Origin of the sequence: Nostoc sp. NMS7 (assembly GCF_017115085.1) — a bacterium.
GTDB lineage: Bacteria > Cyanobacteriota > Cyanobacteriia > Cyanobacteriales > Nostocaceae > Nostoc.
This window is the reverse complement of the sequence record NZ_JABXKJ010000236.1, coordinates 25,911-46,594: the sequence shown is the minus strand read 5'-3', so window position 1 is coordinate 46,594 and position 20,684 is coordinate 25,911. Positions and strand designations below refer to the sequence as shown.

Genomic DNA, 20,684 nt, shown 5'->3' with positions numbered 1-20,684 from the left:
CGTGTTTTTTGGGTCGTCCTTTACCCGAATAAGCTTCAGGTTCACCCCATAAACACAGATTTGAGCGCAACCGAACGAGAATATCTGCGGGAATATTGGCAGTTTTTAAGACAAAAGGCGCGCATCCATATTCACTATCCCAAACTGAAATCGGTCTAGTGGGTAAATATTTACACACCTGTTTTAGTTGCCAAATTGCTTTTGAGATTGGACTTTCCCCACTTGTAATTCTTTCATGCCTTAAGGGTAGCGCCCAACTACCTGAATCCTCTGGTATCCAAGCAATAGTACTATATCCTTGTCCCACAGTTTGGCAGGTGAGTAATGGTAGTTCTTTTCTCACTTTCTGCCAAAAGGGGGACTGTATTCAATCAGACACCCCTTTTTTCTTGCTGATTATCTGATAATGATAATCGAATAAGGGGGGGGTGGGAAAGGAACGAGCGACGCTCGTTCCTTTCCCACCATTTTCATGATTATCATTATTGTATTAGTTTGTCGGCAAGTATACTACACAATAATTGTTCAAGGTCGCGGATGCTTTGAGGTTGACAAGATAATATTTTTAACCTCTAATTCCATTTGGTTTGCGTTCTCTCATATCGCTTTTAGTCTAAACTCCAGCAGTTAAATCCAAACCAGGATAAGAAACTTTCCCACAAGGAATATGTGACATTTCCTACACTCATCTGCATTTTCTGGCGAATATCTTGGATATTCCAGTTGGTTAACTTAGCTAGAGTCTGCGCCTCTTGTTCAAAACGCTTGGGCAAAGACCGCTTATATTCTCTACCCGCCTGACACTTGAGTTCCCCTTGGAATGGATGTTGCAAAACATAACGCCCTTGGAAAGATTCACTGTTGGCAGTTTGTTGGAACATCAGGTCTTCAGGGAATTTGTCGCGGGTGTAGCGGACATGCAATCTGGAGATGAAAACGTTACTACTAGGAGAGGAACGACGAAAGCTAGGGGGTACTGGCATATTACTTGAAGAATTATCATCTAGCCAAAATACGCCTGCTTGCTTGAGTTCTTCTGGAGTCAGGGGATCGGCAGAACAGGGATCGCAACTAGCCATATCCCAAGCGTATTCCAAAAAACCAACTTTCCGATCTTCTTTGGTGTAGGCAGTTTGAAACATGGATTTGTAGAATTCACCAAATTCATCTTTGACAAATAAGGGAATGTTTGCATCGGAGGGTATTTTCACTGTCCGATAGTTAGTGATTTCTGCCTGTCCTTGGGGCGAGAGGATGTAGACAATCAAATCCTGCTCTTTTGTGGCATTGATCATGCCCAAACGAATTGGCAGCATGAATTTAGGTGACTGGTAGGAAATTTGTAGCGGACGCAGGAACTGATAGCCAGATTTCTCAAATTTATCTAAGTTGACTTTGGCAACAAAGAATTTCATTGAGGAGCGAATGTAGGGCTGAAGTAACTGTTTTGCCCCTCTGGGGATTTTGTAGCCATTACGTTTAAGCCAAGTTTCTAGTCCGCCAGATTCTTTAGCGCTGAGGATCAAAATGTCATATTCGCCGACGTTAAAACGTGCTTCGATTGTCACACCTAAACTGCGATCGCTTGTCTTTTTAGCTTCCTCATTGACTGCGCCTGCTCTAGATGCTGGAGCAGGTCGAGCTAGCGAATCACTTACAGCACAAGGATCTGAGTCAAAATATTCTACCAATCGCGGCGCACTAAAAGCATCTAAGGGCTGAATAATTTTCGGTTCAACTACACGAACTTGCTTTTTTTGCAGCACCGTTGGCACAGGTATTACTATTGCAAAATCTTTCACCTCGCCTTGAAAGTCGTTTGCCATTGTCATGACACTGCGATCGCCATCCCGTGCAATCACAACTTGAGAAGCTTTGTTATATAGTTTTGTATCAGCTTTGGCTACATAAAATCCACAAAATGCCCAAGCTGCGGGTGCAAAGCACAAAACAGCTACGATTACCAACAAGAATGGCGTTAAGAGTCGAAAAAATCTCATTTTATACCTCTATCTTTTTTAGTGCTGAGTTGGGAGAGATGCGATTAATCGCGTCTGTACAGGAGTTCTCCCTCATCTGTCTCTTGCCAAGAAAATCGTGGGGCTAACCAGAGAACATCTAGCAAGATGGTCAATGGCGCAAGGGCAAACAGCGCCCAGAAAACTGCTGTGGAAACAAAGAAATAATTTCGCAGGATAAAAGTTAATCCGGCGATGCAGACTGCCCAAACTACACGCCCAATTCGGGAATTGGGGATCGATCGCGGATCTGTAATCATAAATAGAGCGAACAGCAGCAAAGACCCACTCATCAATCGATGCCAGTAAACATCCCAAGTCCAACCCAGCCAGAGATTGCGAATTGCTTCCAGCAAAGAGTAGGCACCCAAAAAAGCTGCTGTGGTGTCCCAGCGACCAACGCGTTGCAAAATCATGCCGCCAGTACCGACAAATAATAGCCCATACCACCACTCTTCACCCCATTGTCCCGGCGAAACCCAAGCATCGGGGGTGAGAATCAAAGCGGAAATGATGCCAAAATTGGCGGGATTGAAGAAATGCTTATCACCAACTTGAAAAATAAATTTGCTGGCGATCGCAATTGCTGCGGCTATTGCCATTGTTGTCCAGTGATCAGCCCGCAATAGTAAACTGAGTCCTAAAGATGTAATTAAAGCACTCCGAAGATTGGGGATTTGTTCTTTGCCTGTTATCCATGACAAAATCCATTGGGTTGTAAGACTTGTGGCGATCGCTACCCCAATTAACTCTGGTCGCAGCGTCCAATCTCGTGTACCGATTCCCAAGATTAGGAACAAGCCCAGAAAAAGAATTTGATAATCTCGTATATCTTTGAGCAACATTACCCTTTCATTCAGGGATTCCCCGTAGATTTCTCATCAATAATCTAGACGAGTGTTAGCTCAAACAGTATTGTTGTTACAGATTTTGTTACAAAATAGAAGTTCCGAGTTTTAAGCACGGAGTTTCATGTTCCGAGGTGGAAGTTCCGAGTTTTAAGCACGGAGTTTTGTGTTCCGAGGTGGAAATTCCGAGTTTTAAGGGACTTCCAAGAAATAAATTATCCAAAGAAATGAACCACAGAAACGCAGAGAACACAGAGAGAAGAGAAATAGAGAGGATTTTTGCGTCAGTTTTGGGATATTTTTTTATTTGGAAGTCCCTAAACACGGAGTTTCATGTTCCGAGGTAGAAGTTCCGAGTTCCAAGCACGGAGTTTCGTGTTCCGAGGTGGAAGTGTCGAGTTCCAAGCACGGAGTTTGGTGTTCTGAGGTGGAAGTGCCGAGTTCCAAGCACGGAGTTTGGTGTTCTGAGGTGGAAGTGCCGAGTTCCAAGCACGGAGTTTGGTGTTCTGAGGTGGAAGTGCCGAGTTCTGAAGTGGAAGCAGGGCTATTTCATTCTCATCTAGCCCGCCTCAGAATGAATTCTGAGTCTAATAGCGAAAGTCGTCTCAAGACGACTGAGAAAAAGTTATAGTCCGTTTTAACGGACTTTAGCTATTAGCCCGGAACTTTAGTTCTGGGCGGTTTATGTCTAGAACGAAATAGGCCGTCGCAGACATCGCAGTTTCGTAAGCAATACCTACAAAAAGTTGTCCGCAGCAGATAAACGCAAAATGCAGCTAGCTCCCCTGTTCCCCATTTTCTACCGCATTCTCCAGCCGAGTTTTTCCAACTGCCTTTGGGCTGGAAATCGCAATTCTAAAGCGATCGCCCTCACATTCGATGATGGTCCCCATCCGCAATACACACCCGAAGTCTTGGCTGTATTAGACCGTTACAATATCACAGCTAGTTTTTTTTGGTTGGGTGTTTGCGTCAACCGTTCACCAAGCATTGCCAAAGCCGTGAGCGATCGCGGCCACTGGATTGGATTGCATGGCTACGATCATCGCTCTTTTCCGATGCTTTCCCCAAATGACCTGAAGGAGAGTTTAGAAAAAACCCAAGCTGCCATCTACAACGCCTGCAACCTGCAACCTGAACAACTGCGAGATGTTCGCCCCCCCAATGGTTTATTTACACCTGCGACTTTAAAATTATTATTTCAGTGGAATTACCGCCCAGTTATGTGGAGTGTTGTACCAGAAGACTGGGTGCGGCCAGGCGTCACCACCGTAGTCAAGCGAATTATGCAGCAAGTCAAAAATGGTTCGCTGATTGTTTTGCATGATGGTGCTTGCGGTGGAGAAGATGTTGCTGCCACAATTCAAATTCTGATTCCGCAACTGCTACAACAAGGCTATGAGTTTGTGACTGTTGATACTCTGTGGCAACGAGCTAAGGCTAACCACACGAAAGTACTACTGTCCTGATTTTTGATTTCTGCTACTCAAATGCTAATAGAAGAAGAATGCAGAATTCAGAATCAATCAGTGGGCATCCGTGAGAGATTAACGTAATTACACTTTTGTCAATAGGGTGCAGGAAAAGGGGATAAATCTAGCTTAGAGACTGGCGATCGCTGGGCTTTGACGACTCCTAAATCTTGATTCTCTTTTCCACCGAAGTACTTAATAGGATCATCAACGTTAAGTAGGTGGGCGGGAAAATTGACAAGTATATAACGAAATTTAAATTGAACACATAGCTGACAAATACCTTTTTTCACCGTTTTTACAAAACTAAACATATATCGGTTTTATCATGCCTATATACTTAATACTGCTGCCACCATTAACGATAATTTCAGAATTCTATCTCGTAATCCTAACTGTTTATAATATTTTCTTGGGCAAAAACTGCTGGGGTTAATAAAGCGTGTCTTATGATTAGCGTAGGCGTAGCCCGCCGTTCGTGGAGCGTCTCGTAGAGAAGGCATCGCTTGATTATCTATAGTAGGAGTCTTAGGTTGTTGTGCGTAGTCATAGTTTTGTTTTTGTCGCTTGGGCATGGTGGTAAACCAAACTTTTCATATCTCGTTTTATCATTTAATTTACCTAAGAATGAAGCCCACTTTTTACAAAGTTATTCTGTCGTTACAATACTTTTATTTCTCATATTTAAGATGTCAAATACTTTGGCAATTATCATTTTTATTGATTTTCGGGATTTTAACTAATTGAGAAAAAGCGCTTTTTCTGGAAATCTTAGAGGATGTTTGTCAAGTCTCAATTCATACTAGCCCTGGCGACTAGAAGTCGCGCGCCAGATGCTTCTCCCAAGGGGAGACGCTGCGCGAACAAGTCGGCAAAGCCGGATGCCAGTCGCCTCAAGTCGGGAAACCCGCCCACAGCGCTGGCTCCCCAACGCACTGGCTTGGCTATACAGGCAAAACCCACCGACCTGGGTTAAAAAACCCTTGATTTTCTCTTAGTCCACGCAGGTGGACTTTGCTTTGTGTAGTAGCGAATTCTATTCGCCTAATAGTTTTCAAATATCCTGTTAAGGATGCTCATAGGGAGTCAGTGTTTCAACCAGCGATCGCATCTGAAATCTTTGCGAATCTTTTAGGGAGGAATCCTTTAGTTTCTATATTTTTAAAATGTCTTTGCTCGCTTTCTATTTGAGCTAAGGGTAAGTAAGTAGTCGCCAGAATCCAAGCCCACCTTTAGCAGTGCTAGATAGGTTTATTGGTAAGCTGAGATTGCAGTGATCTCCAACAACACCGGATCAATTGCGTAGGCGTAGCCCGTCGTAGACATCGCTACCCCCACAGATTAACAGGCAAAATATAGTATAGGGCGACAATGCAAAAACTCCTTTTTAATGACAGAGATAGCTTTAGAGCGCAGGCCCTATTCCTTGGTAAGAAGATTAACCTACAAACATTGGAAAATTACGTTTGCTTGGCGGCTAGGCCAGTAATGGTTACAGGAGGTGAACACAGCTGTGCGGTACTGCTGGGCTATGGTGCAGTTGTCCTGTTTAACTTTGAGCCTGTAGAAAAGGTAGCCTTCTTGACCAAACTATCCTCTCAAGTTAGTGACTCTTTTGCCGACCCGGAAACAGAAGAGGTGGAAGTTCATCTCAACGTTGCAGAGAGTGAGCGAGTCAAGGAAGGAAAAATTTTGCTGCATGAATTTAGTGTAGAACGCTTGCAGATAGTGGCTGATATTCTCGCTAAGAGTGTTGTGCTGTCTCATTATGAAACTAGCTTAGAGACTGTATTTGATCAAATTGAACCGTTTGCAGCTAGTCTCCAGCGAAAAAACAGGAGTAGACGCCAGAGTCGGGAATTACTGCGTCAACTTGGGACTACCCTGTTAGTTCAACATAAGATTGTGGGTCGAGTAGAAATTATCGATAAGCCAGAGTTGCTTTGGGAGTCCCCACAGCTAGAAAACTTATATCTGCGTTTGGAGGATGAATACGAAATCCGTGAGCGTCACAACGCTCTGGAACGCAAACTAGAGCTAATTTCCCGAACCGCACAAACGGTGCTGGAGTTTATGCAGCATAGCAGTAGTGAACGAGTAGAGTGGTATGTGGTGATTCTGATTGTGGTGGAAATTTTGCTGTCACTGTACGACATCATTTTCAAACGCTAACGCTAAACTAAGCTTGGAGATACCTTAAAGCTTTTTGATTTGAAGTTTTCCCCTGTTCAGAACCAGATGAAAATAGTTTATTACCACATCCATTTTCTAGTTGGGATATCAGTTTTTGGTGGCTGATATCCCAGAGGCTTATGCTAGTTCCTAGAGTTGATGTGCAGCTAGAAAAGCTTCGACTTCAGCAGCAGTAGGTTGAGATGCGATCGCACCTGCTTTAATAGTAGTCAGCGCCCCAACAGCACTGGCATAAGTGACAATGCGTTTTGCTGTTTCTGCATCCCGCAAGCTGTGGATGCCATGCTGACTCAGTTGATGGATGAATCCTGCCAAAAAGCTATCCCCTGCACCAGTTGTATCAACTACAGGGATGGAAAATGCAGGTAATTTACCTTCATTCTCACCCAGACAGTAGCTACAACCGTTTTCCCCATCTGTTACTAGCACTCCTTCAATAGAAGCCAGACGGTAAGTGATGGCTCCGGCATCTGCGGTTTCAAATAGCCATTGGGCTTCTTCTTTGGAGAGTTTGAGGAAATCGACTCGCTTAAATAATTCTGGAATTTTTTGATGAGCGATGTTTGGCTCATCCCAAAATACAGGACGCCAGTTGACATCCAGCACAATCTTCAAGTTGTAATGTTCAGCTAACTCTAGAGCGCGGTGAATTGCCTCTTCACTTTCAGGATAGGCTAATTCCAAAGTACCCAAAACCAGAAAATCTGCCTCTTGAAACAGAGAATCTGACAATTGTTTAGCTTGCAGGTGAGTATCGGCAAATTCTGCGGTGTCATACCGACCAAATCCGGCGAAGGTGCGATCGCCAGCCAGATCCCGTGTAACATAAACTTGTCGCGTTGGTGCTGTGGGATGGCGTTGTACCCCCGTCGTCTCTACACCTACATCTTGTAAGAGCTTCACCAGTGCATTCCCTGGTTCATCTTCGCCAACTGCTCCGATAAAGCCGGCTGATGTCCCCAGCTTGACTAAAGCACAGGCTACGTTAGCTGGTGCCCCTCCTGGGTAGGGAGTCCAAGATTTCACTTCTTCCAGCTTTAGCCCCAATTGATCGGCTAAACAATCAAACAAAATTTCACCAAGGCACAAAACACGGGGATTGCTCATCTCATTTTCAATTTTAGATTTCGATTTGGGATTAGGAATTTACAGTATAAAATCTACAATAATTTTTGCTAATCTGTCGCCAGTCCTTCATAGAATTAAATAGCAATTTTAACTACTCCTATAATATGTATATGCTTCTAATACTTTTCAACATCATCTCAGTAAATAAACTCGATTATTCAGAAATAAATGTATTATTTAATGCTGAAAGATTTTAGAGTTTAGATTTATGCAAACTTTAAATCCAAAGAAAATATTCACAATAGTATTACTGTTAACACGTCAACTACCCAACACTCTCGCGGGAGTACCGCAGAGCGTGTGGGCTTGTATCTGAACTCCACCGCAATTCTGAGAACCTTTGCAGGATTTCAGCTTTGGTTTCACCGCTCGACACATTAGGGGATGCTGACAAGATCCCCGTACTAGTCCAGTCTTGCCGAACTAACAGCGTTCTCATTGCAATATTCCGCGCACCAACCAAATCAGCATGAAGCTCATGTTCACAACATTTGCAGCGAAACAATAATCCTTTATTAGGTCTATTCGCGTCTGAAGTATGTCCACACTTGGGACAACTCTTCGATGTGTAATGTGCGGGTATTTTAGTAGCTAGAGAACCATTTAGATTAGCCTTGTAGTCGATATAGCCATGCAATTCGGCAAACGACCATTTAGCCTTGTTCCTATTAGCTCTTCGCTGTTTCTTACTAGCCTTCTTTCCTAATGTAGACTTAGTTCTATCCCGTATTCCGGTTAAGTTTTCTAGCCCAATTAGGCTCTTAGGTTTAGCAATTTCTTTGCTGATTTGGTGGTTTATATCAACGATAAACCGTCTTTCTCTTCCCGATAAAGCGATTAGTCTCCGCTTTGCAGAACGAGTGTCTTTACGCTGAAGAGTCTGTCTAGCTTTGTGATAGCGATTAGCTTTGTGCCTAGCTGACTTGCCCGAATAAAATTTAGACTTGTTCCTCAAGTCTGTTTCCACAGCTAGGTAACGCATACCCACGTCAACACCAGATACTCTAGTTATTTCTAATGGGTCAATTTCAGGCGTTTCTACTTCAACACTTACCATTAGATAGTAGGTCTTAGAAGAACGCTGATAGACAATTTTAGCTGCTCCAATCCTTGCACCATTGGCAATTAAATCTAGATGCTTATTGTATCCATCATAGGTCACTACTATTCGACCTTGAAGCGTGATAATACTCACTTGCCGCTCAGTCTTAAAAGAGTAGTCACGCTGATAGTTTAAGGTGCATGTCCGAGAGATATATTTAGGGGCTTTATCTAACCCTTTGTATCGTCTCTTCGTGTAGCCTTTAGCAATAGCATCAGCAGATTGTTTTACCTTAGTCCAGAGGGTTTTATATGTTCCAGATACTTGTCTAGGTACATTGCAAGCCATCTGTGCCCCAAGGCCAAATCGAACCCGCAATTCGTTATAGACAGCTTTCTGCAACTTAGCACCATTGCTGGTCTTACCCGCATCAAAAGCGACTTGTGAAGCGTAATTCAAAGCGTCACGGTAGGCTAAAGTAGTCTGAGACACCAAGTCTTTTTGCTCGGTGGTCAGGTTTAGTTTCAGCTTGGCAGTGATTATTTGGGACATTATCTTCACCAACTCTGATATTATTGTATCTCGTGAAGATAAACAAAACAAGAGATGGAGTAAGGGATTTGTTCGTTCATCGACCGCCCCCTCACTTTCCTTTCATCTGCGATTGTCGGTTTTGTTCGGGGGCGAATCTCTTCACTGACGCGAATTCCTCCCGCCGCTCACCTGAGTACAGGTAGAGCGGGGGACTCCTTCTGGTCATGTTGAAACCCCTACCAACAAAAGAATCCTCTAGAATTAGAAAGAGCGATTAAGTACATATACCAACAGAGGATAGAAATAGTCATGGCTGGTGGCAAGTCTGAGACCCCCGTTAGTCTATCAGACAGAGAACTGCAAATTATTGACTTAGTGGCCACTGGCTTAACTAACCAAGAGATTGCAGGAAAACTGGAGATTAGCAAGCGTACAGTTGATAACCATATCAGTAATATTCTCACCAAAACCGAGACAGACAATCGAGTCGCTCTTGTCCGGTGGGCTTTACAGTGGGGCAAAGTTTGTTTGAATGATGTCAATTGCTGTCTTCTTCCTAACCAGATCGAATAAACAATTTACTAGTAGCAACGTAATTGCTCTGGTCTGGTATAGTAAAGAGCCAATGAATGAGGTTTACTGATTCTTCCCCTCCTCACGCCTAAGTTTTCAGTGTGAACACTCTACCAAAAGTTCCGAGTCCTTCACTCAGCCGGAGTTTATGTTAGTGGAGCCAGCTGACCCTCGGACTCGGAAACTATAAAGATCAGAATTCCTTTCCAAATTCAGCAGAATAGATGTAGGACTGGGGACTTTTAGAATCAGGAGGGCAGAGGAGCAGAGGAGAATAACCAATGCCCAATGCCCCATGCCCCATGCCCCATGCCCCAACTAAACAATCATCCACAAAAATTAGCAACAATTTAGTGGTGCAAGCGTTACATTTGAAAGAAATATATGTTACTCCATCGGTTTGGAGAGCGGTGTTCCAATGAATACTTCTGCTTCTTTTCAGGGTGGCTCGTCTCCCTTTGAATTTTTTAAGTTTGATCTTACAACACCTGTATCTGAGAAAGTTCCGAGTTTTGAAGACCGATTTTCAGACTTTCCGCAACCTACACAAGATGCCGACTTACTCAGACAGCTATCGTTTATTCCAGGTTTGAAAGAAATTTTGATGCTGCGGCAGGTTCACGCCTTAGAACATGCTACTGTTTGGGTTCTTAGCGAATCAAAAAGTGCCTATGCTGCCACAGGAAAACCCACTAAGGTTCAATTAGATAATGAACTATTAGGCGGTTTATCTACTGAGCAGGGATTCTACCTCTATGGTGAGGTGAATATTAGTAATTTGCGGCGTGCGATTGCACTTGCTCGACATCGCCTCACCAGTGGAGAATGGGATTTGGCTGTACATCCGCGTTGCGGCACAAATTTATCAGTAGCAATGCTCTTAACAGCTGGATTAGCTGTGGGTGTACATCTGTTGCTACCATTTCGACCAATCGAGCAACTTATAGGTTTGGGGTTAGCAGCAACGACAGCCGCTCAACTCGCACCTGATTTAGGTTATATGGCACAGCGTTACTTAACAACTGCCATTCCTTTTAACCTAGCAATTAAAAATATTACCCGTACACGCGACCCTTGGGGGCGTGAGGCACATTTTGTTAAAGTAGACTGGCAAGAGTAGGGATGAGGGGGATGAGGGGGATGAGGGGGATGAGGGGGACAAGGGGGACAAGGAGGACAAGGAGGACAAGGAGGACAACGAGACATTTACTTCTCCCTCTTCCTTGTCTCCCTTGTCTTCCCCCACTCCCCACTCCCCTAAAAAAATTATGAGAAAACTTTACTTCTTACTCCCCGGTACAGATGGCAATTTTGCCTGTGGTGGACTTTGGGCAGAGTTAAAAGCGCTTAATCTGGTTCAGCAGTTCTGTAGTGCTGATGTTGTAACTTACCGTCAACGAGAAAAAGGTAAGCTTTTTATTGATGATTTGCTAAAAGAGAAAAATTTAAGTGATGTAATTTTTGTGATCAGTTGGGGATTTGATATAGCTCAACTCGTGGCTAAACTTAAGCAATACAATGTCGTTTACCATGCACATAGTGCAGGCTATCCATTTCGGCTAACTGCGAGTATTCCAATCATCACTGTTAGCCGCTATACAATGGGATATTGGGGAGAAAAATCACCCAATTCTCTGATTTATTATTTGCCAAATCAAATTTCTGATCAGTTTCAAAATTTAGGTCTGGAACGGGATATTGATGTTTTAGTTCAGGCTCGAAAATCTTCTGAGTATTTAATCAAAGAATTGATTCCCGCGTTGCAAAAACGTTGTAAAGTATTGGTTGTTGACTCATACATAGAGGATTTACCTGGACTATTCAACCGAGCTAAAGTTTATCTCTATGATTCGGCTGAGTATTGGGCACAACAGGGTGTTAGTGAAGGATTTGGTCTGCAACCAATGGAAGCTCTTGCCTGTGGCTGTCAAGTATTTTCTAGTGTCAACGGGGGACTGGCTGATTACTTAGATCCGGGATTTAATTGCTATAAAATTGCTGGCTATTCACAAGAATATGATGTCCAACGTGTTATGAAGGTACTTGATTCTTCAGTAGCGTTTAGTTTGTCCGAAGAGTTTTTGGCTGAGTATCGAACTGAAAATATTATTAAGCGTTTCCAAGTTATTCTGGATGAGTTAAATCAGTTTTTTGACCACAAGATACAGCAACCTTCTAATATTAAGAGTTTGACGAAAATACATATGGCTAAATTACTCGCACAGAGGATATACGGTAAGGTGAGGAAGAAATACTTTCACTTGAAATAGAGACTTCCAAATAAAAAAATATTCAATTATTTATTGTAGGGTGGGCATCTTGCCCGCCCCACAAGATTGAATAATTTATTTCTGGAAAATTTGATAAACGAACCGCTCCAGGCGCTGATAACACAGAGAAAAGAGAGGAAATTGAATGAGTCGGCGGTTATTAGTTACCGGGGGTGCGGGGTTTATTGGGGCGAATTTTGTCCATCATTGGTGTCAGGTTTATCCCGATGATCGGGTGGTGGTGTTGGATGCTCTGACTTACGCGGGGAATCGTCTGAATTTGGCGCCCTTTGAGGGAAGAGAAAATTTTCGGTTTGTGCAGGGGGATATTTGCGATCGCACCATTATAGATCAGCTACTAGCAACTGAAAATATTGATGCGATCGCTCATTTTGCTGCCGAATCTCATGTTGATCGTTCGATTCTATGCCCGGCTGCTTTTGTGCAAACTAATGTGGTAGGAACTTTCACCCTACTAGAAGCTTTTCGGCAACATTGGGAAGCAAAAGCACAGCCATTTAACTATCGTTTCCTACACGTTTCTACTGATGAAGTCTACGGTAGTCTTGACGCAGATGATCCAACTTTTTCTGAAACTACACCCTATGCTCCCAATAGTCCCTATTCAGCCTCAAAAGCTGGTAGTGACCATTTAGTGCGTGCTTATTATCATACTTATAAACTTCCAACCATTATCACAAATTGCTCTAATAATTATGGTTCTTATCAGTTTCCTGAAAAGCTAATTCCCCTGATGTGTATAAACACTTTGATAGGCAAACCATTACCTGTTTATGGCGATGGTAAAAATGTGCGCGATTGGCTTTATGTGGGCGATCATTGTCGTGCTTTAGATGTGGTAATCAATCATGGTCAACCAGGGGAAACATACAATATTGGTGGTAACAATGAGGTGGAAAATATTAACCTCGTGCAACTTTTGTGTCAAATGATGGATGAATTAGCACCTGATTTACCAATACGTCCGGCAAAGCAATTGATTACTTTTGTCAAGGATAGACAGGGACATGATCGGAGATATGCAATTAATGCGAACAAGATTAAAACTCAGCTTGGTTGGACACCTTCAGTAACGATTGCTGAGGGTTTACATTTAACTGTTGAATGGTATCTCAATCATCGTGATTGGTGGGAACCTCTGCTGTCTGCGGAATATCAAGTCTACTATCGCAAAAATTATCTGTAGAATAATTTAAATAGGACTTACGCAAACAATAGCCGAAACCCTTATTTTCACGTAGGGGCAATTCATGAATTGCCCCGGAGGGCGTGTATTTTTGCGTAAGTCCTACTAAAATTGGGCTAACTCTAACCAGTAACGGCCTCAAATTTTTATGGGGAACTAATTCATCATAATGTAAGCGACCAAGAATTATGTCTGGATGTCTATTTTAATTTTGAGCAAATTCTTCAATCGCTTTCCGAGAAAAGGCTTTTTTACTACTGATTGATTAATAGGCATTATGGATGGAGTTTGTGCGATCGCAGAACTTTTTGGTCTACTAAAAATGTTGAATTAAAATTTTTATGGCAAAATTTTAATTCAACATTTGAGACAGTGCTGCTTGCTTTTTTCAAAGCCAGTGCCTTACACAGTCGTATTCAATATTGGGCATGATGACCTCTTAGCTACTGGGGATAACGTAACCTGCAATACCTTCAAACACATACCCATTCTTACCACCACCCAGCTCACTAAAATTAGTAGTGTAGAAGTGGTCTGTAGCTCCGGAGCTGTAATATCGATATACAGGAAGAGTATTTGTAATAGGTCTAGGATAAACGTAACCTGCAATACCTTCAAACACATACCCACTCTTACCACCACCCAGCTCACTAAAATTAGTAGTGTAGAAGTGGTCTGTAGCTGCGGAGCTGTAATATCGATATAGAGGAACAGTTCCAGCGTATTGTATTTTAGAAATATAGGCGGCAATTCCTTCTGAGATATATCCGCTATTACCATTTCCTAGTTCAGCAAAATTAACCGTATAAAAATGGTCAACAGTTGATGGATTATAGTAACGGTAAAGTGGGTATGCCGTAACTACTGTACCATTGATTATTCGAGTAATAAAAGGAACCTGAGCAAGTAGTAGATTTTCTGAGCTAATTTTGCCTTTGCTAATAGTTAACTGATTGCTGTTCTGGAGTTGAGAAGAATTTGATGTCGCTAAAGCTAGATGGTTACTGGTTAAGTAGTTAACTGTACTAATACTTGCAAAGCCAACAGCTAAACCACCAAAAGTTTTTAAGACTTTACCCCAAGACCAATTACTAAACATGAAGTTTCTCCTTAGCTTGATATTAAACGGATGTATTTTATCATGCTAATTTTAGTAAAACAAGAGAGCAAGAGCAAAAGACTGTAATGCTTATCAAATCAAGTTTTTTGGGAAGCCACTAGATGAACTTGATACTTTGCTTCCAGATTTGTCCAGAACTCTGCGGCTGGAGGCATGATTTTTTGTGGCGTGAGGCAATATCCCAGTGCCTTCATGATGGAATTTACGTTTTCAAGGCGCGGGTTGCCATTGCTGGATAAGGCTTTTGCAATCCCCGGCGTGTCATGCCTGTTTGCTCGGCTATCTCACTAATTCCTCGTACACGCGCAACGACGCACAAGGATGCCAACAACGCGCCGGAATCGTTGTCTTCTGCATATTCCTGAAATATCTCGGTCAAATAATCGTCGATTTCTTCCGAGTGCTTACGGAAGTACTCTTCTTCAAATTCATCAAGTGTTCTAAATTTTCTCATGGCTTAGGTACTCCTTTTTCAAAAAATTATCAAGCTCCACAGTTTTTCTAGATAATGACTATCCTTAAATAATAAGGAAATAGATTCAGCGTAAATTGCCAGCAGGTGTAAGATGCTGCAACCAGAACAGATATTACAAGACCGTTATCAAATTCAAGGCCAACTTGGTAACAATGGAATTCGTCAAACTTGGCTAGCAAAGGATTTACAAGCCTCTGATGGCGAAAATTCGACTGTTGTAGTCAAACTTTTGGCCTTTGGCGGTACTGTACAGTGGGATGACCTGAAACTTTTTGAGAGGGAAGCACAAGTTCTTAAACAGCTAAATCATCCCCGAATTCCCCAGTATATAGATTATTTTTGTATCGACGATCGCACACTCTGGTTTGCCTTAATACAAGAATATATCCCTGGTGAGTCGCTCAAGGAAAAACTTGCTGTTGGCAAAAGATTTACTGAAAAGCGAGCGAGAAAAATTGCTGTTGAGGTTTTAAATATTCTCACGTATCTACATGAGTTGAATCCAGGGGTGTTACATAGAGATATAAAACCGAGTAATTTAATCTGGGGCGAAGATAATCGGATTTATTTAGTTGATTTTGGCGCAGTTCAGGATAAAGCGGCACGAGAGGGCGTTACTTTTACTGTTGTCGGTACTTATGGTTATGCCCCAATGGAACAATTTGGTGGTCGCGCGGTTGCGGCTTCAGACCTCTATGCACTGGGAGCGACTTTGATTCATTTGTTAACTGGGACTTCCCCAGCTGATTTACCCCAGCAGGATTTACGCCTGCAATTTACAGACCGAGTTAACCTGAGTCCTAGTTTTGTCAGTTGGCTGCAAAAGTTAATAGAACCTGCTCCAGAACAACGATTTACTAGTGCTAGCCAAGCGCTAAATGCTCTCAAATCTGGTCTGACGATCAAATCTGTAAACAAGAATCAGCTTTTGCCGCTAAAAGAAATAATCAACAATTCTGGATGCGGGATAAAGAATCAGAATGAAACAGTCCCAGAGGAAATTCTCGGTTGGAATTGGGGCGCATTTCTGATGCCTTGGTTGTGGATGTGGCCAAATCAAGTGTGGTATGGGCTATTCACTTTTATGCCCAACGTTTGGTGGTTAATGGCGATCGCACTGGGTGCAAAAGGCAATGAATGGGCTTGGAAAAGTAGACGGTGGCGCAGTATTGAGCAATTCAAAGCACATCAAAGAGGCTGGGCGATCGCAGGTCTTCTAATTGGAGCGCCTATTAGTATTATGTTGTGGGTGCGAGCGATCGCTTTACTCAAATCTGCACTGTAAGACAGTCTTTTGGGTAAATATCAAGCAAGGGTTTTTTAGGCAGATTAAGTATAAGAGGATGTTTGAAAAGATTGGGCGAATAGAATTCGCTACTACACAAAGCTTAGTCCGCACTTCGACCCTTCGACCCTTCGGCGCAGGCTCAGGGCAAGCAAGCTTAGTGACCACCTCCGTGGACTAGGAAAAAATCAAGAGTTTTTAACCTGCGGAGGCAGGTTTTGTCTGTCTAGCCGCGACTTCTAGTCGCCAGGGCTAGTAATAAATTAGACTTTTGAAACAAGCTCTAAAGGTTCAACAAATGGTTCAACTTCTTCAAGGAAAAGATATCACCTTAGCCCAACTTATTGATGAATTTCGTCTACAAATGGTTCAACTTCTTCAAGGAAAAGATATCACCTTAGCCCAACTTATTGATGAATTTCGTCTACAACTTGCAGACGACGAACATTTTTTTTCAGAGTGGCAGGATGATTTACCTGAGTTGAGTGACTTAGAAAAGCAATCTCTCAAGGAAGTCAAGGCAGAATATTTGCATCTCTCGAAATATCCTATTTTGGAACCTGTAGTTAAAATGGTGGTGCTATCTCCACTATTGCGTCTAGCAGGTTTTTACCAACCGCCTTTTTACATCGCCTCAGAACAAGAGGTAAAAATATCTTCTGAAGACGAAGGCACGATTATCAGAGGACGTATTGACATCTTGGCGTTCCATCCTCCATTTTGGGTTCTGGTTATTGAGGCAAAACGAGCAGAATATTCTTTGGAGGTAGCAATTCCTCAAGCATTAGCTTATATGTTGGCTAATGCTAGTAATGATAAACCTACCTATGGTTTTGTAATCAATGGTCGGGAATTTCAATTTATTAAGTTGACGAAACAGGGTACACCGAGATATGCATTATCTTACACACTGTCACTGAATCGTGAGGATGACCTACATACTGTTGTCAAAGTGTTAAAACGCATAGCTCATTTAATTCGTAATTCATAATTTTGTAGGATGCGTTATGTCCTTGGCTAACGCACCATCCCAATACTTTCGGTATTCTATGCGTAGGCGTAGCCCGTACTTCTCTACGAGACCCTTCTCTACGAGACGCTACGTGAACGCCAAGCTCAGGGCATCGCGCTGCGCGTAGCTTGCTTCCCGAAGGGTACGGCAAGCTCAGTAACTATCGTAGACATCGCTATTTTAATGCAACTGCTGCAATCCAAAAATATAAGCAATTTTACAAATACTTGAGCATTTACAACAATTGCTTAAGTCAAAGCTATAAATGCTTTAATGTTATTAACTTTTACTTGAGCATTTACAACAATTGCTTAAGCAAAAGCTGTAAATGCTTTAACGTTATTAACTTTTACTTGAGCGTTTACAACAATTGCTTAAGCAAAAGCTGTAAATGCTTTAACATGACTAACTTTTGCTTGAGCATTTGCTGTAAATGCTTATATATTAGAGCAAATACTTAAACAAAACTTATCAATAATGTCGGAAAGGCTATGTTATTTTACTAAATTCCAGTTGCACAAGCTGTCATCGCTGCTAAAACTATCGTCGATGCACTGATTTGTCTTGCAGATCGCATTTATATGAGGTAATGTATCTAGACAATTTTGCCGGGTTTGTTGGGTTTCACCTTATTCAACCCAACCTACAAATATTCTTAACTACACAAAACCTGTCCCTCTCCGAGTCGGAGAGGGACAGACTTGAACTAAAGTTCAAGGCAGGGAGAGGTTTGTCGAATTCACGTTAAGTTGACTACCCTAGCAGCTCCATTTCTATCAACTAACTTGCGATTCAACTACACCCACGGGACAAGATACGTTTGTCCCTCCTAAACCACAATACCCGTTGGGGTTTTTAGCGAGGTATTGCTGATGATAAGCTTCGGCGTAGTAGAATTCAGGTGCATCCAAGATTTCTGTGGTAATCTTGCCATAACCTGCACCGTTGAGAGCTTGCTGATAAGCTTCCCGCGATGCTTCTGCTAGCTGCTTTTGACTTTCAGAATATACATAAATTCCCGAACGGTATTGAGTGCCAGCATCATTGCCTTGGCGCATTCCTTGGGTGGGATTGTGGCTTTCCCAGAAGACTTTGAGTAGTTCGGCATAACTAATTACTTTGGGATCAAACACAACCAATACCACTTCATTGTGTCCGGTTCGTCCACTACATACTTCTTCATAAGTGGGATTGGGTGTGAACCCAGCAGCATAACCGACTGCGGTGGTGTAAACTCCTTTAAGTTGCCAGAATTTGCGTTCTGCACCCCAAAAACAGCCCAAGCCAAAAATTGCCTTCTCTAATCCATCGGGATAAGGAGGTTTTAGGGGATTCTTGTTGACATAATGAGTAGCGGGTACTGACATAGATTGTGCCCTTCCTGACAAAGCTTCGTCAGCAGTGGGTATAACTTCCTTTTTGCCAAATCCGAATAGTGCCATTGATTTTGACTCTGATATACATCTTTACCTTATTTACTATTTTAACGCTGTAAAAATTCTGGCATTGCTTGGGATTTTCTCAAAGTCCTGATTGGACTGTGTTTATACTTACAGATGCGTCTCAGTGTTTGCTGTTTCACTGGTTAATGCTATTGATCAAAGGGGGATTTGGTGTCAGAAGATATTCATGGATAAAATACCGAAAATTGACCGGCAAAGAGAGCATCAAGCGAATGAGCGTACTTTTTTGGCTTGGCTACGCACTTCTATTGCATTGATTGGCTTTGGTTTTGCGATCGCGCGATTTGGTATATTTCTGCGCCAGTTGAATCTTGCTATTACTCAACAAGACCCTCCCGTACATCAATTATCTAACTCGGAAAACTTGGGTGTTGCTTTGGTAATTTTTGGAATTTCGACTATTGCGTTAGCTGCGTGGCGATACAACGAAGTTTTCTGGCAAATTGAACGAGCAGATTATAGACCAAATCGGTTAATGGTTTGGATAATGACCGGAGTAGTAATTATTTTGGGACTTCTCAGTATTCCTTTGCTCTTAAGGCGTGATAAAGTACCTTCTCGTTCTCCTGTTCCAATTCAACCACAGTCACGTCGCTTTGCTCCGAATTCAAAATTCAAAATTAATAATCCCCATTAATAAATTTAGGGGCTTGTATCCTTTTCTTTCTCGGTCACGAAATTTATATTAAAAATCACTACGGCAAAAGGGTCAAAAATATCCTCCAATCAGACTGTATAACAATCCAAATAGTACAATCAGAGTCACAATAATATAGGTAAAATCTCGTTGTTGCACATAAGCTAATAGTGAACAGGCTACTCTCACAACTGGAGTAGCAATCAATACCAACAAACCAAGTTGAATAATGCCACGGTGACGACCAGATTCAACTGATGTCACGACCCCTGATGGACTACGAAACTCTGGTAGTTCTCCCCGAAACAACTGATAATTGGGAGCCTCATTTCCGTGGCGAATTAAATACAAAATTCCCCCCGCCAAAACCAAAGCGGTGGCAAGAATGACCCCAACTCTTAACAGGTTGCCGAGAAATTGCTCAAAGCGCTGCTCAGATTTGTTACGCCTGCTTTTCGCCATTCTAAAGCCTCCCTGTTAGCCCTTTGTACATCATTTCTACCGCTAGTACTAAAATCACAATACTAAAAATATTTCGCAAAATCTTCACGTTGGCTCTGACTAATACCCGCGCTCCTAATAAAGCACCAAACAGTACTCCTAACATTACAGGCATTGCTAATCCGGGGTCAATGTAACCTCGGTTCAGATATATGCCAGCGCTAGCCGCCGCCGTGACTCCAATCATGAAATTGCTGGTGGTGGTTGACACTTTAAAGGGAATATGCATGATTCGATCCATTGCTAGCACCTTGAGCGCTCCCGAACCAATACCAAGCAATCCTGAAAGTATGCCAGCGACAAACATCACTCCAAATCCGAAGGGCACTCCGCGCACGTTATAAGACTGTTCTCCTGTGGGAGTTGGATAAGTACCATTCAGCTTCAGACGGATTGCTAGAGAATTTGGCGGCAAATTGTTCAGGTGTTCGGGTGGACTTTGACGGGATAAGTACGCCGAGTAAAGTAAAACAATTCCAAATACAACAGCAAGTGATCCCGTGGAAATTTTCGCTGCCACAATTGCCCCGATTATTGCACCAAAGGTTGTCGCTATTTCTAGAAACATTCCTAGTCGCACATTTGTATAGCCTTCTTTAACGTAAGCAGATGCGGCTCCACTAGATGTAGCAATTACAGATACTAATGAAGCACCGATCGCATAACGAATATCAATCCCAAACACCAATGTTAAAAAGGGGACAATTACTACTCCACCACCTAAGCCCGTTAGTGCCCCCAAAAATCCGGCCACAAATGAGCCAAACCATACCAATAGAGAAAATTCTAGGATGTTCAAATTGCTTCCCCCGCCACAAACTTTTTTGCTTGAGACTAGAAAGCGAAACTCAACCTGATTGCTAGTTGGTTGATTTCACCCCCAAATATTCTAGGAAGTTTCGTTAA

The 20,684-nt window shown here is 42.5% G+C and carries 23 protein-coding genes and 1 pseudogene; 12 read left to right on the top strand and 12 right to left on the bottom strand.

Translation table 11 applies throughout. The features are described 5' to 3' along the window. From HWQ38_RS30975 to HWQ38_RS30965, 3 genes and pseudogenes are all read right to left on the bottom strand, one after another. A pseudogene (locus HWQ38_RS30975) lies at nucleotides 1–310 on the bottom strand (transposase); the annotation flags it as partial. Nucleotides 311–608: 298 nt separating this feature from the next. Further along, nucleotides 609–2,000, bottom strand: coding sequence for a DUF2330 domain-containing protein (locus HWQ38_RS30970; protein ID WP_292801504.1), 1,392 nt, complete (start codon nucleotides 1,998–2,000; stop codon nucleotides 609–611). Between the two features lie 44 nt (nucleotides 2,001–2,044). After that, on the bottom strand, nucleotides 2,045–2,863 hold the full coding sequence (locus HWQ38_RS30965; protein ID WP_292801502.1) for an RnfABCDGE type electron transport complex subunit D: 819 nt from the start codon (nucleotides 2,861–2,863) through the stop codon (nucleotides 2,045–2,047). Nucleotides 2,864–3,173: 310 nt separating this feature from the next. Here HWQ38_RS30965 and HWQ38_RS30960 point away from each other — a divergent pair, with 310 nt between their 5' ends. Beyond that, entirely contained in the window at nucleotides 3,174–3,497 is a 324-nt protein-coding gene (locus HWQ38_RS30960) for a hypothetical protein (protein ID WP_292801500.1), read from the top strand. Nucleotides 3,498–3,636: 139 nt separating this feature from the next. After that, on the top strand, nucleotides 3,637–4,335 hold the full coding sequence (locus tag HWQ38_RS30955) for a polysaccharide deacetylase family protein (protein WP_292801498.1): 699 nt from the start codon (nucleotides 3,637–3,639) through the stop codon (nucleotides 4,333–4,335). Nucleotides 4,336–4,433: 98 nt separating this feature from the next. Here the strand turns inward: HWQ38_RS30955 and HWQ38_RS30950 are convergent, their stop codons facing one another. Together HWQ38_RS30950 and HWQ38_RS30945 are read right to left on the bottom strand one after the other, a co-directional pair. Next, nucleotides 4,434–4,652 carry a hypothetical protein gene (locus HWQ38_RS30950; RefSeq protein ID WP_292801512.1) on the bottom strand — a complete coding sequence of 73 codons (219 nt, stop codon included), beginning with the start codon at nucleotides 4,650–4,652 and terminating at the stop codon, nucleotides 4,434–4,436. 18 nt (nucleotides 4,653–4,670) lie between these two features. Then, entirely contained in the window at nucleotides 4,671–4,913 is a 243-nt protein-coding gene (locus HWQ38_RS30945) for a hypothetical protein (protein ID WP_292801496.1), read from the bottom strand. 203 nt (nucleotides 4,914–5,116) lie between these two features. On the opposite strand from HWQ38_RS30945, the gene HWQ38_RS30940 reads away from it, so the two are divergent. Together HWQ38_RS30940 and HWQ38_RS30935 are read left to right on the top strand one after the other, a co-directional pair. After that, nucleotides 5,117–5,314 carry a hypothetical protein gene (locus tag HWQ38_RS30940; protein WP_292801494.1) on the top strand — a complete coding sequence of 66 codons (198 nt, stop codon included), beginning with the start codon at nucleotides 5,117–5,119 and terminating at the stop codon, nucleotides 5,312–5,314. A 395-nt stretch (nucleotides 5,315–5,709) separates the two neighbouring features. After that, complete coding sequence (locus HWQ38_RS30935) at nucleotides 5,710–6,510, top strand: RMD1 family protein (RefSeq protein WP_334792373.1); 801 nt, start codon at nucleotides 5,710–5,712, stop codon at nucleotides 6,508–6,510. A 150-nt stretch (nucleotides 6,511–6,660) separates the two neighbouring features. Here the strand turns inward: HWQ38_RS30935 and HWQ38_RS30930 are convergent, their stop codons facing one another. Then, nucleotides 6,661–7,638, bottom strand: a complete 978-nt coding sequence (locus tag HWQ38_RS30930) for a carbohydrate kinase (protein WP_292801490.1) — start codon at nucleotides 7,636–7,638, stop codon at nucleotides 6,661–6,663. Between the two features lie 286 nt (nucleotides 7,639–7,924). Beyond that, nucleotides 7,925–9,253, bottom strand: a complete 1,329-nt coding sequence (locus HWQ38_RS30925; RefSeq protein ID WP_292801488.1) for a transposase — start codon at nucleotides 9,251–9,253, stop codon at nucleotides 7,925–7,927. A gap of 291 nt (nucleotides 9,254–9,544) precedes the next feature. Between HWQ38_RS30925 and HWQ38_RS30920 the strand changes: the two genes are divergently transcribed. The 5 genes from HWQ38_RS30920 to rfbB all read left to right on the top strand — a co-directional run bounded on the left by HWQ38_RS30920 (nucleotide 9,545) and on the right by rfbB (nucleotide 13,285). Beyond that, the gene (locus tag HWQ38_RS30920; RefSeq protein ID WP_292801486.1) at nucleotides 9,545–9,808 is read left to right on the top strand and encodes a LuxR C-terminal-related transcriptional regulator; all 264 of its coding nucleotides are present in this window, start codon (nucleotides 9,545–9,547) and stop codon (nucleotides 9,806–9,808) included. Between the two features lie 281 nt (nucleotides 9,809–10,089). Next, nucleotides 10,090–10,230 (top strand): hypothetical protein, encoded by a 141-nt coding sequence (locus HWQ38_RS30915; protein ID WP_292801484.1) that lies wholly within the window; start codon nucleotides 10,090–10,092, stop codon nucleotides 10,228–10,230. Further along, nucleotides 10,227–10,928 carry a DUF6391 domain-containing protein gene (locus HWQ38_RS30910; protein WP_292801482.1) on the top strand — a complete coding sequence of 234 codons (702 nt, stop codon included), beginning with the start codon at nucleotides 10,227–10,229 and terminating at the stop codon, nucleotides 10,926–10,928. Before HWQ38_RS30915 ends, HWQ38_RS30910 begins: the two co-directional genes overlap by 4 nt. Nucleotides 10,929–11,076: 148 nt before the next feature. Beyond that, complete coding sequence (locus HWQ38_RS30905) at nucleotides 11,077–12,078, top strand: glycosyltransferase (protein ID WP_292801480.1); 1,002 nt, start codon at nucleotides 11,077–11,079, stop codon at nucleotides 12,076–12,078. Nucleotides 12,079–12,223: 145 nt separating this feature from the next. Next, complete coding sequence (rfbB, locus tag HWQ38_RS30900) at nucleotides 12,224–13,285, top strand: dTDP-glucose 4,6-dehydratase (RefSeq protein WP_292801478.1); 1,062 nt, start codon at nucleotides 12,224–12,226, stop codon at nucleotides 13,283–13,285. 439 nt (nucleotides 13,286–13,724) lie between these two features. Here rfbB and HWQ38_RS30895 read toward each other — a convergent pair whose 3' ends face one another. Both HWQ38_RS30895 and HWQ38_RS30890 read right to left on the bottom strand, forming a co-directional pair. Next, nucleotides 13,725–14,384, bottom strand: coding sequence for a hypothetical protein (locus HWQ38_RS30895; RefSeq protein WP_292801477.1), 660 nt, complete (start codon nucleotides 14,382–14,384; stop codon nucleotides 13,725–13,727). Nucleotides 14,385–14,607: 223 nt separating this feature from the next. Next, nucleotides 14,608–14,859: a hypothetical protein gene (locus HWQ38_RS30890; protein ID WP_292801475.1), complete on the bottom strand. Its 252-nt coding sequence runs from the start codon at nucleotides 14,857–14,859 to the stop codon at nucleotides 14,608–14,610. A gap of 112 nt (nucleotides 14,860–14,971) precedes the next feature. Here HWQ38_RS30890 and HWQ38_RS30885 point away from each other — a divergent pair, with 112 nt between their 5' ends. Continuing rightward, nucleotides 14,972–16,165 (top strand): serine/threonine-protein kinase, encoded by a 1,194-nt coding sequence (locus HWQ38_RS30885; protein WP_292801473.1) that lies wholly within the window; start codon nucleotides 14,972–14,974, stop codon nucleotides 16,163–16,165. Nucleotides 16,166–16,529: 364 nt separating this feature from the next. Further along, nucleotides 16,530–17,156 carry a type I restriction endonuclease gene (locus HWQ38_RS30880; protein WP_292801508.1) on the top strand — a complete coding sequence of 209 codons (627 nt, stop codon included), beginning with the start codon at nucleotides 16,530–16,532 and terminating at the stop codon, nucleotides 17,154–17,156. A 797-nt stretch (nucleotides 17,157–17,953) separates the two neighbouring features. On the opposite strand, the gene msrA is transcribed toward HWQ38_RS30880, so the two are convergent. Then, on the bottom strand, nucleotides 17,954–18,619 hold the full coding sequence (gene msrA / locus HWQ38_RS30875) for a peptide-methionine (S)-S-oxide reductase MsrA (RefSeq protein WP_292801471.1): 666 nt from the start codon (nucleotides 18,617–18,619) through the stop codon (nucleotides 17,954–17,956). A 187-nt stretch (nucleotides 18,620–18,806) separates the two neighbouring features. Here msrA and HWQ38_RS30870 point away from each other — a divergent pair, with 187 nt between their 5' ends. Further along, nucleotides 18,807–19,277 (top strand): DUF202 domain-containing protein, encoded by a 471-nt coding sequence (locus HWQ38_RS30870; RefSeq protein ID WP_292801469.1) that lies wholly within the window; start codon nucleotides 18,807–18,809, stop codon nucleotides 19,275–19,277. 72 nt (nucleotides 19,278–19,349) lie between these two features. On the opposite strand, the gene HWQ38_RS30865 is transcribed toward HWQ38_RS30870, so the two are convergent. Together HWQ38_RS30865 and HWQ38_RS30860 are read right to left on the bottom strand one after the other, a co-directional pair. Further along, nucleotides 19,350–19,739, bottom strand: a complete 390-nt coding sequence (locus HWQ38_RS30865; RefSeq protein ID WP_292801467.1) for a DUF1634 domain-containing protein — start codon at nucleotides 19,737–19,739, stop codon at nucleotides 19,350–19,352. Between the two features lies 1 nt (nucleotide 19,740). Further along, a complete protein-coding gene (locus tag HWQ38_RS30860) occupies nucleotides 19,741–20,577 on the bottom strand; it encodes a sulfite exporter TauE/SafE family protein (RefSeq protein ID WP_292801465.1) in 837 nt (278 codons plus the stop codon). Between the last annotated feature and the right edge of the window lie 107 nt (nucleotides 20,578–20,684).

Excerpts from the sequence above, each read along its gene's own strand:
- HWQ38_RS30885 (WP_292801473.1), top strand. The coding sequence starts at position 14,972 with ATGCTGCAACCAGAACAGATATTACAAGACCGTTATCAAATTCAAGGC.
- HWQ38_RS30920 (WP_292801486.1), top strand. The coding sequence starts at position 9,545 with ATGGCTGGTGGCAAGTCTGAGACCCCCGTTAGTCTATCAGACAGAGAA.
- HWQ38_RS30890 (WP_292801475.1), bottom strand. The coding sequence starts at position 14,859 with ATGAGAAAATTTAGAACACTTGATGAATTTGAAGAAGAGTACTTCCGT.
- HWQ38_RS30865 (WP_292801467.1), bottom strand. The coding sequence starts at position 19,739 with ATGGCGAAAAGCAGGCGTAACAAATCTGAGCAGCGCTTTGAGCAATTT.
- HWQ38_RS30930 (WP_292801490.1), bottom strand. The coding sequence starts at position 7,638 with ATGAGCAATCCCCGTGTTTTGTGCCTTGGTGAAATTTTGTTTGATTGT.
- HWQ38_RS30945 (WP_292801496.1), bottom strand. The coding sequence starts at position 4,913 with ATGCCCAAGCGACAAAAACAAAACTATGACTACGCACAACAACCTAAG.
- HWQ38_RS30965 (WP_292801502.1), bottom strand. The coding sequence starts at position 2,863 with ATGTTGCTCAAAGATATACGAGATTATCAAATTCTTTTTCTGGGCTTG.
- HWQ38_RS30940 (WP_292801494.1), top strand. The coding sequence starts at position 5,117 with ATGTTTGTCAAGTCTCAATTCATACTAGCCCTGGCGACTAGAAGTCGC.
- msrA (WP_292801471.1), bottom strand. The coding sequence starts at position 18,619 with ATGGCACTATTCGGATTTGGCAAAAAGGAAGTTATACCCACTGCTGAC.
- HWQ38_RS30955 (WP_292801498.1), top strand. The coding sequence starts at position 3,637 with ATGCAGCTAGCTCCCCTGTTCCCCATTTTCTACCGCATTCTCCAGCCG.
- HWQ38_RS30950 (WP_292801512.1), bottom strand. The coding sequence starts at position 4,652 with ATGTTTAGTTTTGTAAAAACGGTGAAAAAAGGTATTTGTCAGCTATGT.
- HWQ38_RS30895 (WP_292801477.1), bottom strand. The coding sequence starts at position 14,384 with ATGTTTAGTAATTGGTCTTGGGGTAAAGTCTTAAAAACTTTTGGTGGT.
- HWQ38_RS30915 (WP_292801484.1), top strand. The coding sequence starts at position 10,090 with ATGCCCAATGCCCCATGCCCCATGCCCCATGCCCCAACTAAACAATCA.
- rfbB (WP_292801478.1), top strand. The coding sequence starts at position 12,224 with ATGAGTCGGCGGTTATTAGTTACCGGGGGTGCGGGGTTTATTGGGGCG.
- HWQ38_RS30925 (WP_292801488.1), bottom strand. The coding sequence starts at position 9,253 with ATGTCCCAAATAATCACTGCCAAGCTGAAACTAAACCTGACCACCGAG.
- HWQ38_RS30910 (WP_292801482.1), top strand. The coding sequence starts at position 10,227 with ATGAATACTTCTGCTTCTTTTCAGGGTGGCTCGTCTCCCTTTGAATTT.
- HWQ38_RS30905 (WP_292801480.1), top strand. The coding sequence starts at position 11,077 with ATGAGAAAACTTTACTTCTTACTCCCCGGTACAGATGGCAATTTTGCC.
- HWQ38_RS30870 (WP_292801469.1), top strand. The coding sequence starts at position 18,807 with ATGGATAAAATACCGAAAATTGACCGGCAAAGAGAGCATCAAGCGAAT.
- HWQ38_RS30970 (WP_292801504.1), bottom strand. The coding sequence starts at position 2,000 with ATGAGATTTTTTCGACTCTTAACGCCATTCTTGTTGGTAATCGTAGCT.
- HWQ38_RS30880 (WP_292801508.1), top strand. The coding sequence starts at position 16,530 with ATGGTTCAACTTCTTCAAGGAAAAGATATCACCTTAGCCCAACTTATT.
- HWQ38_RS30935 (WP_334792373.1), top strand. The coding sequence starts at position 5,710 with ATGCAAAAACTCCTTTTTAATGACAGAGATAGCTTTAGAGCGCAGGCC.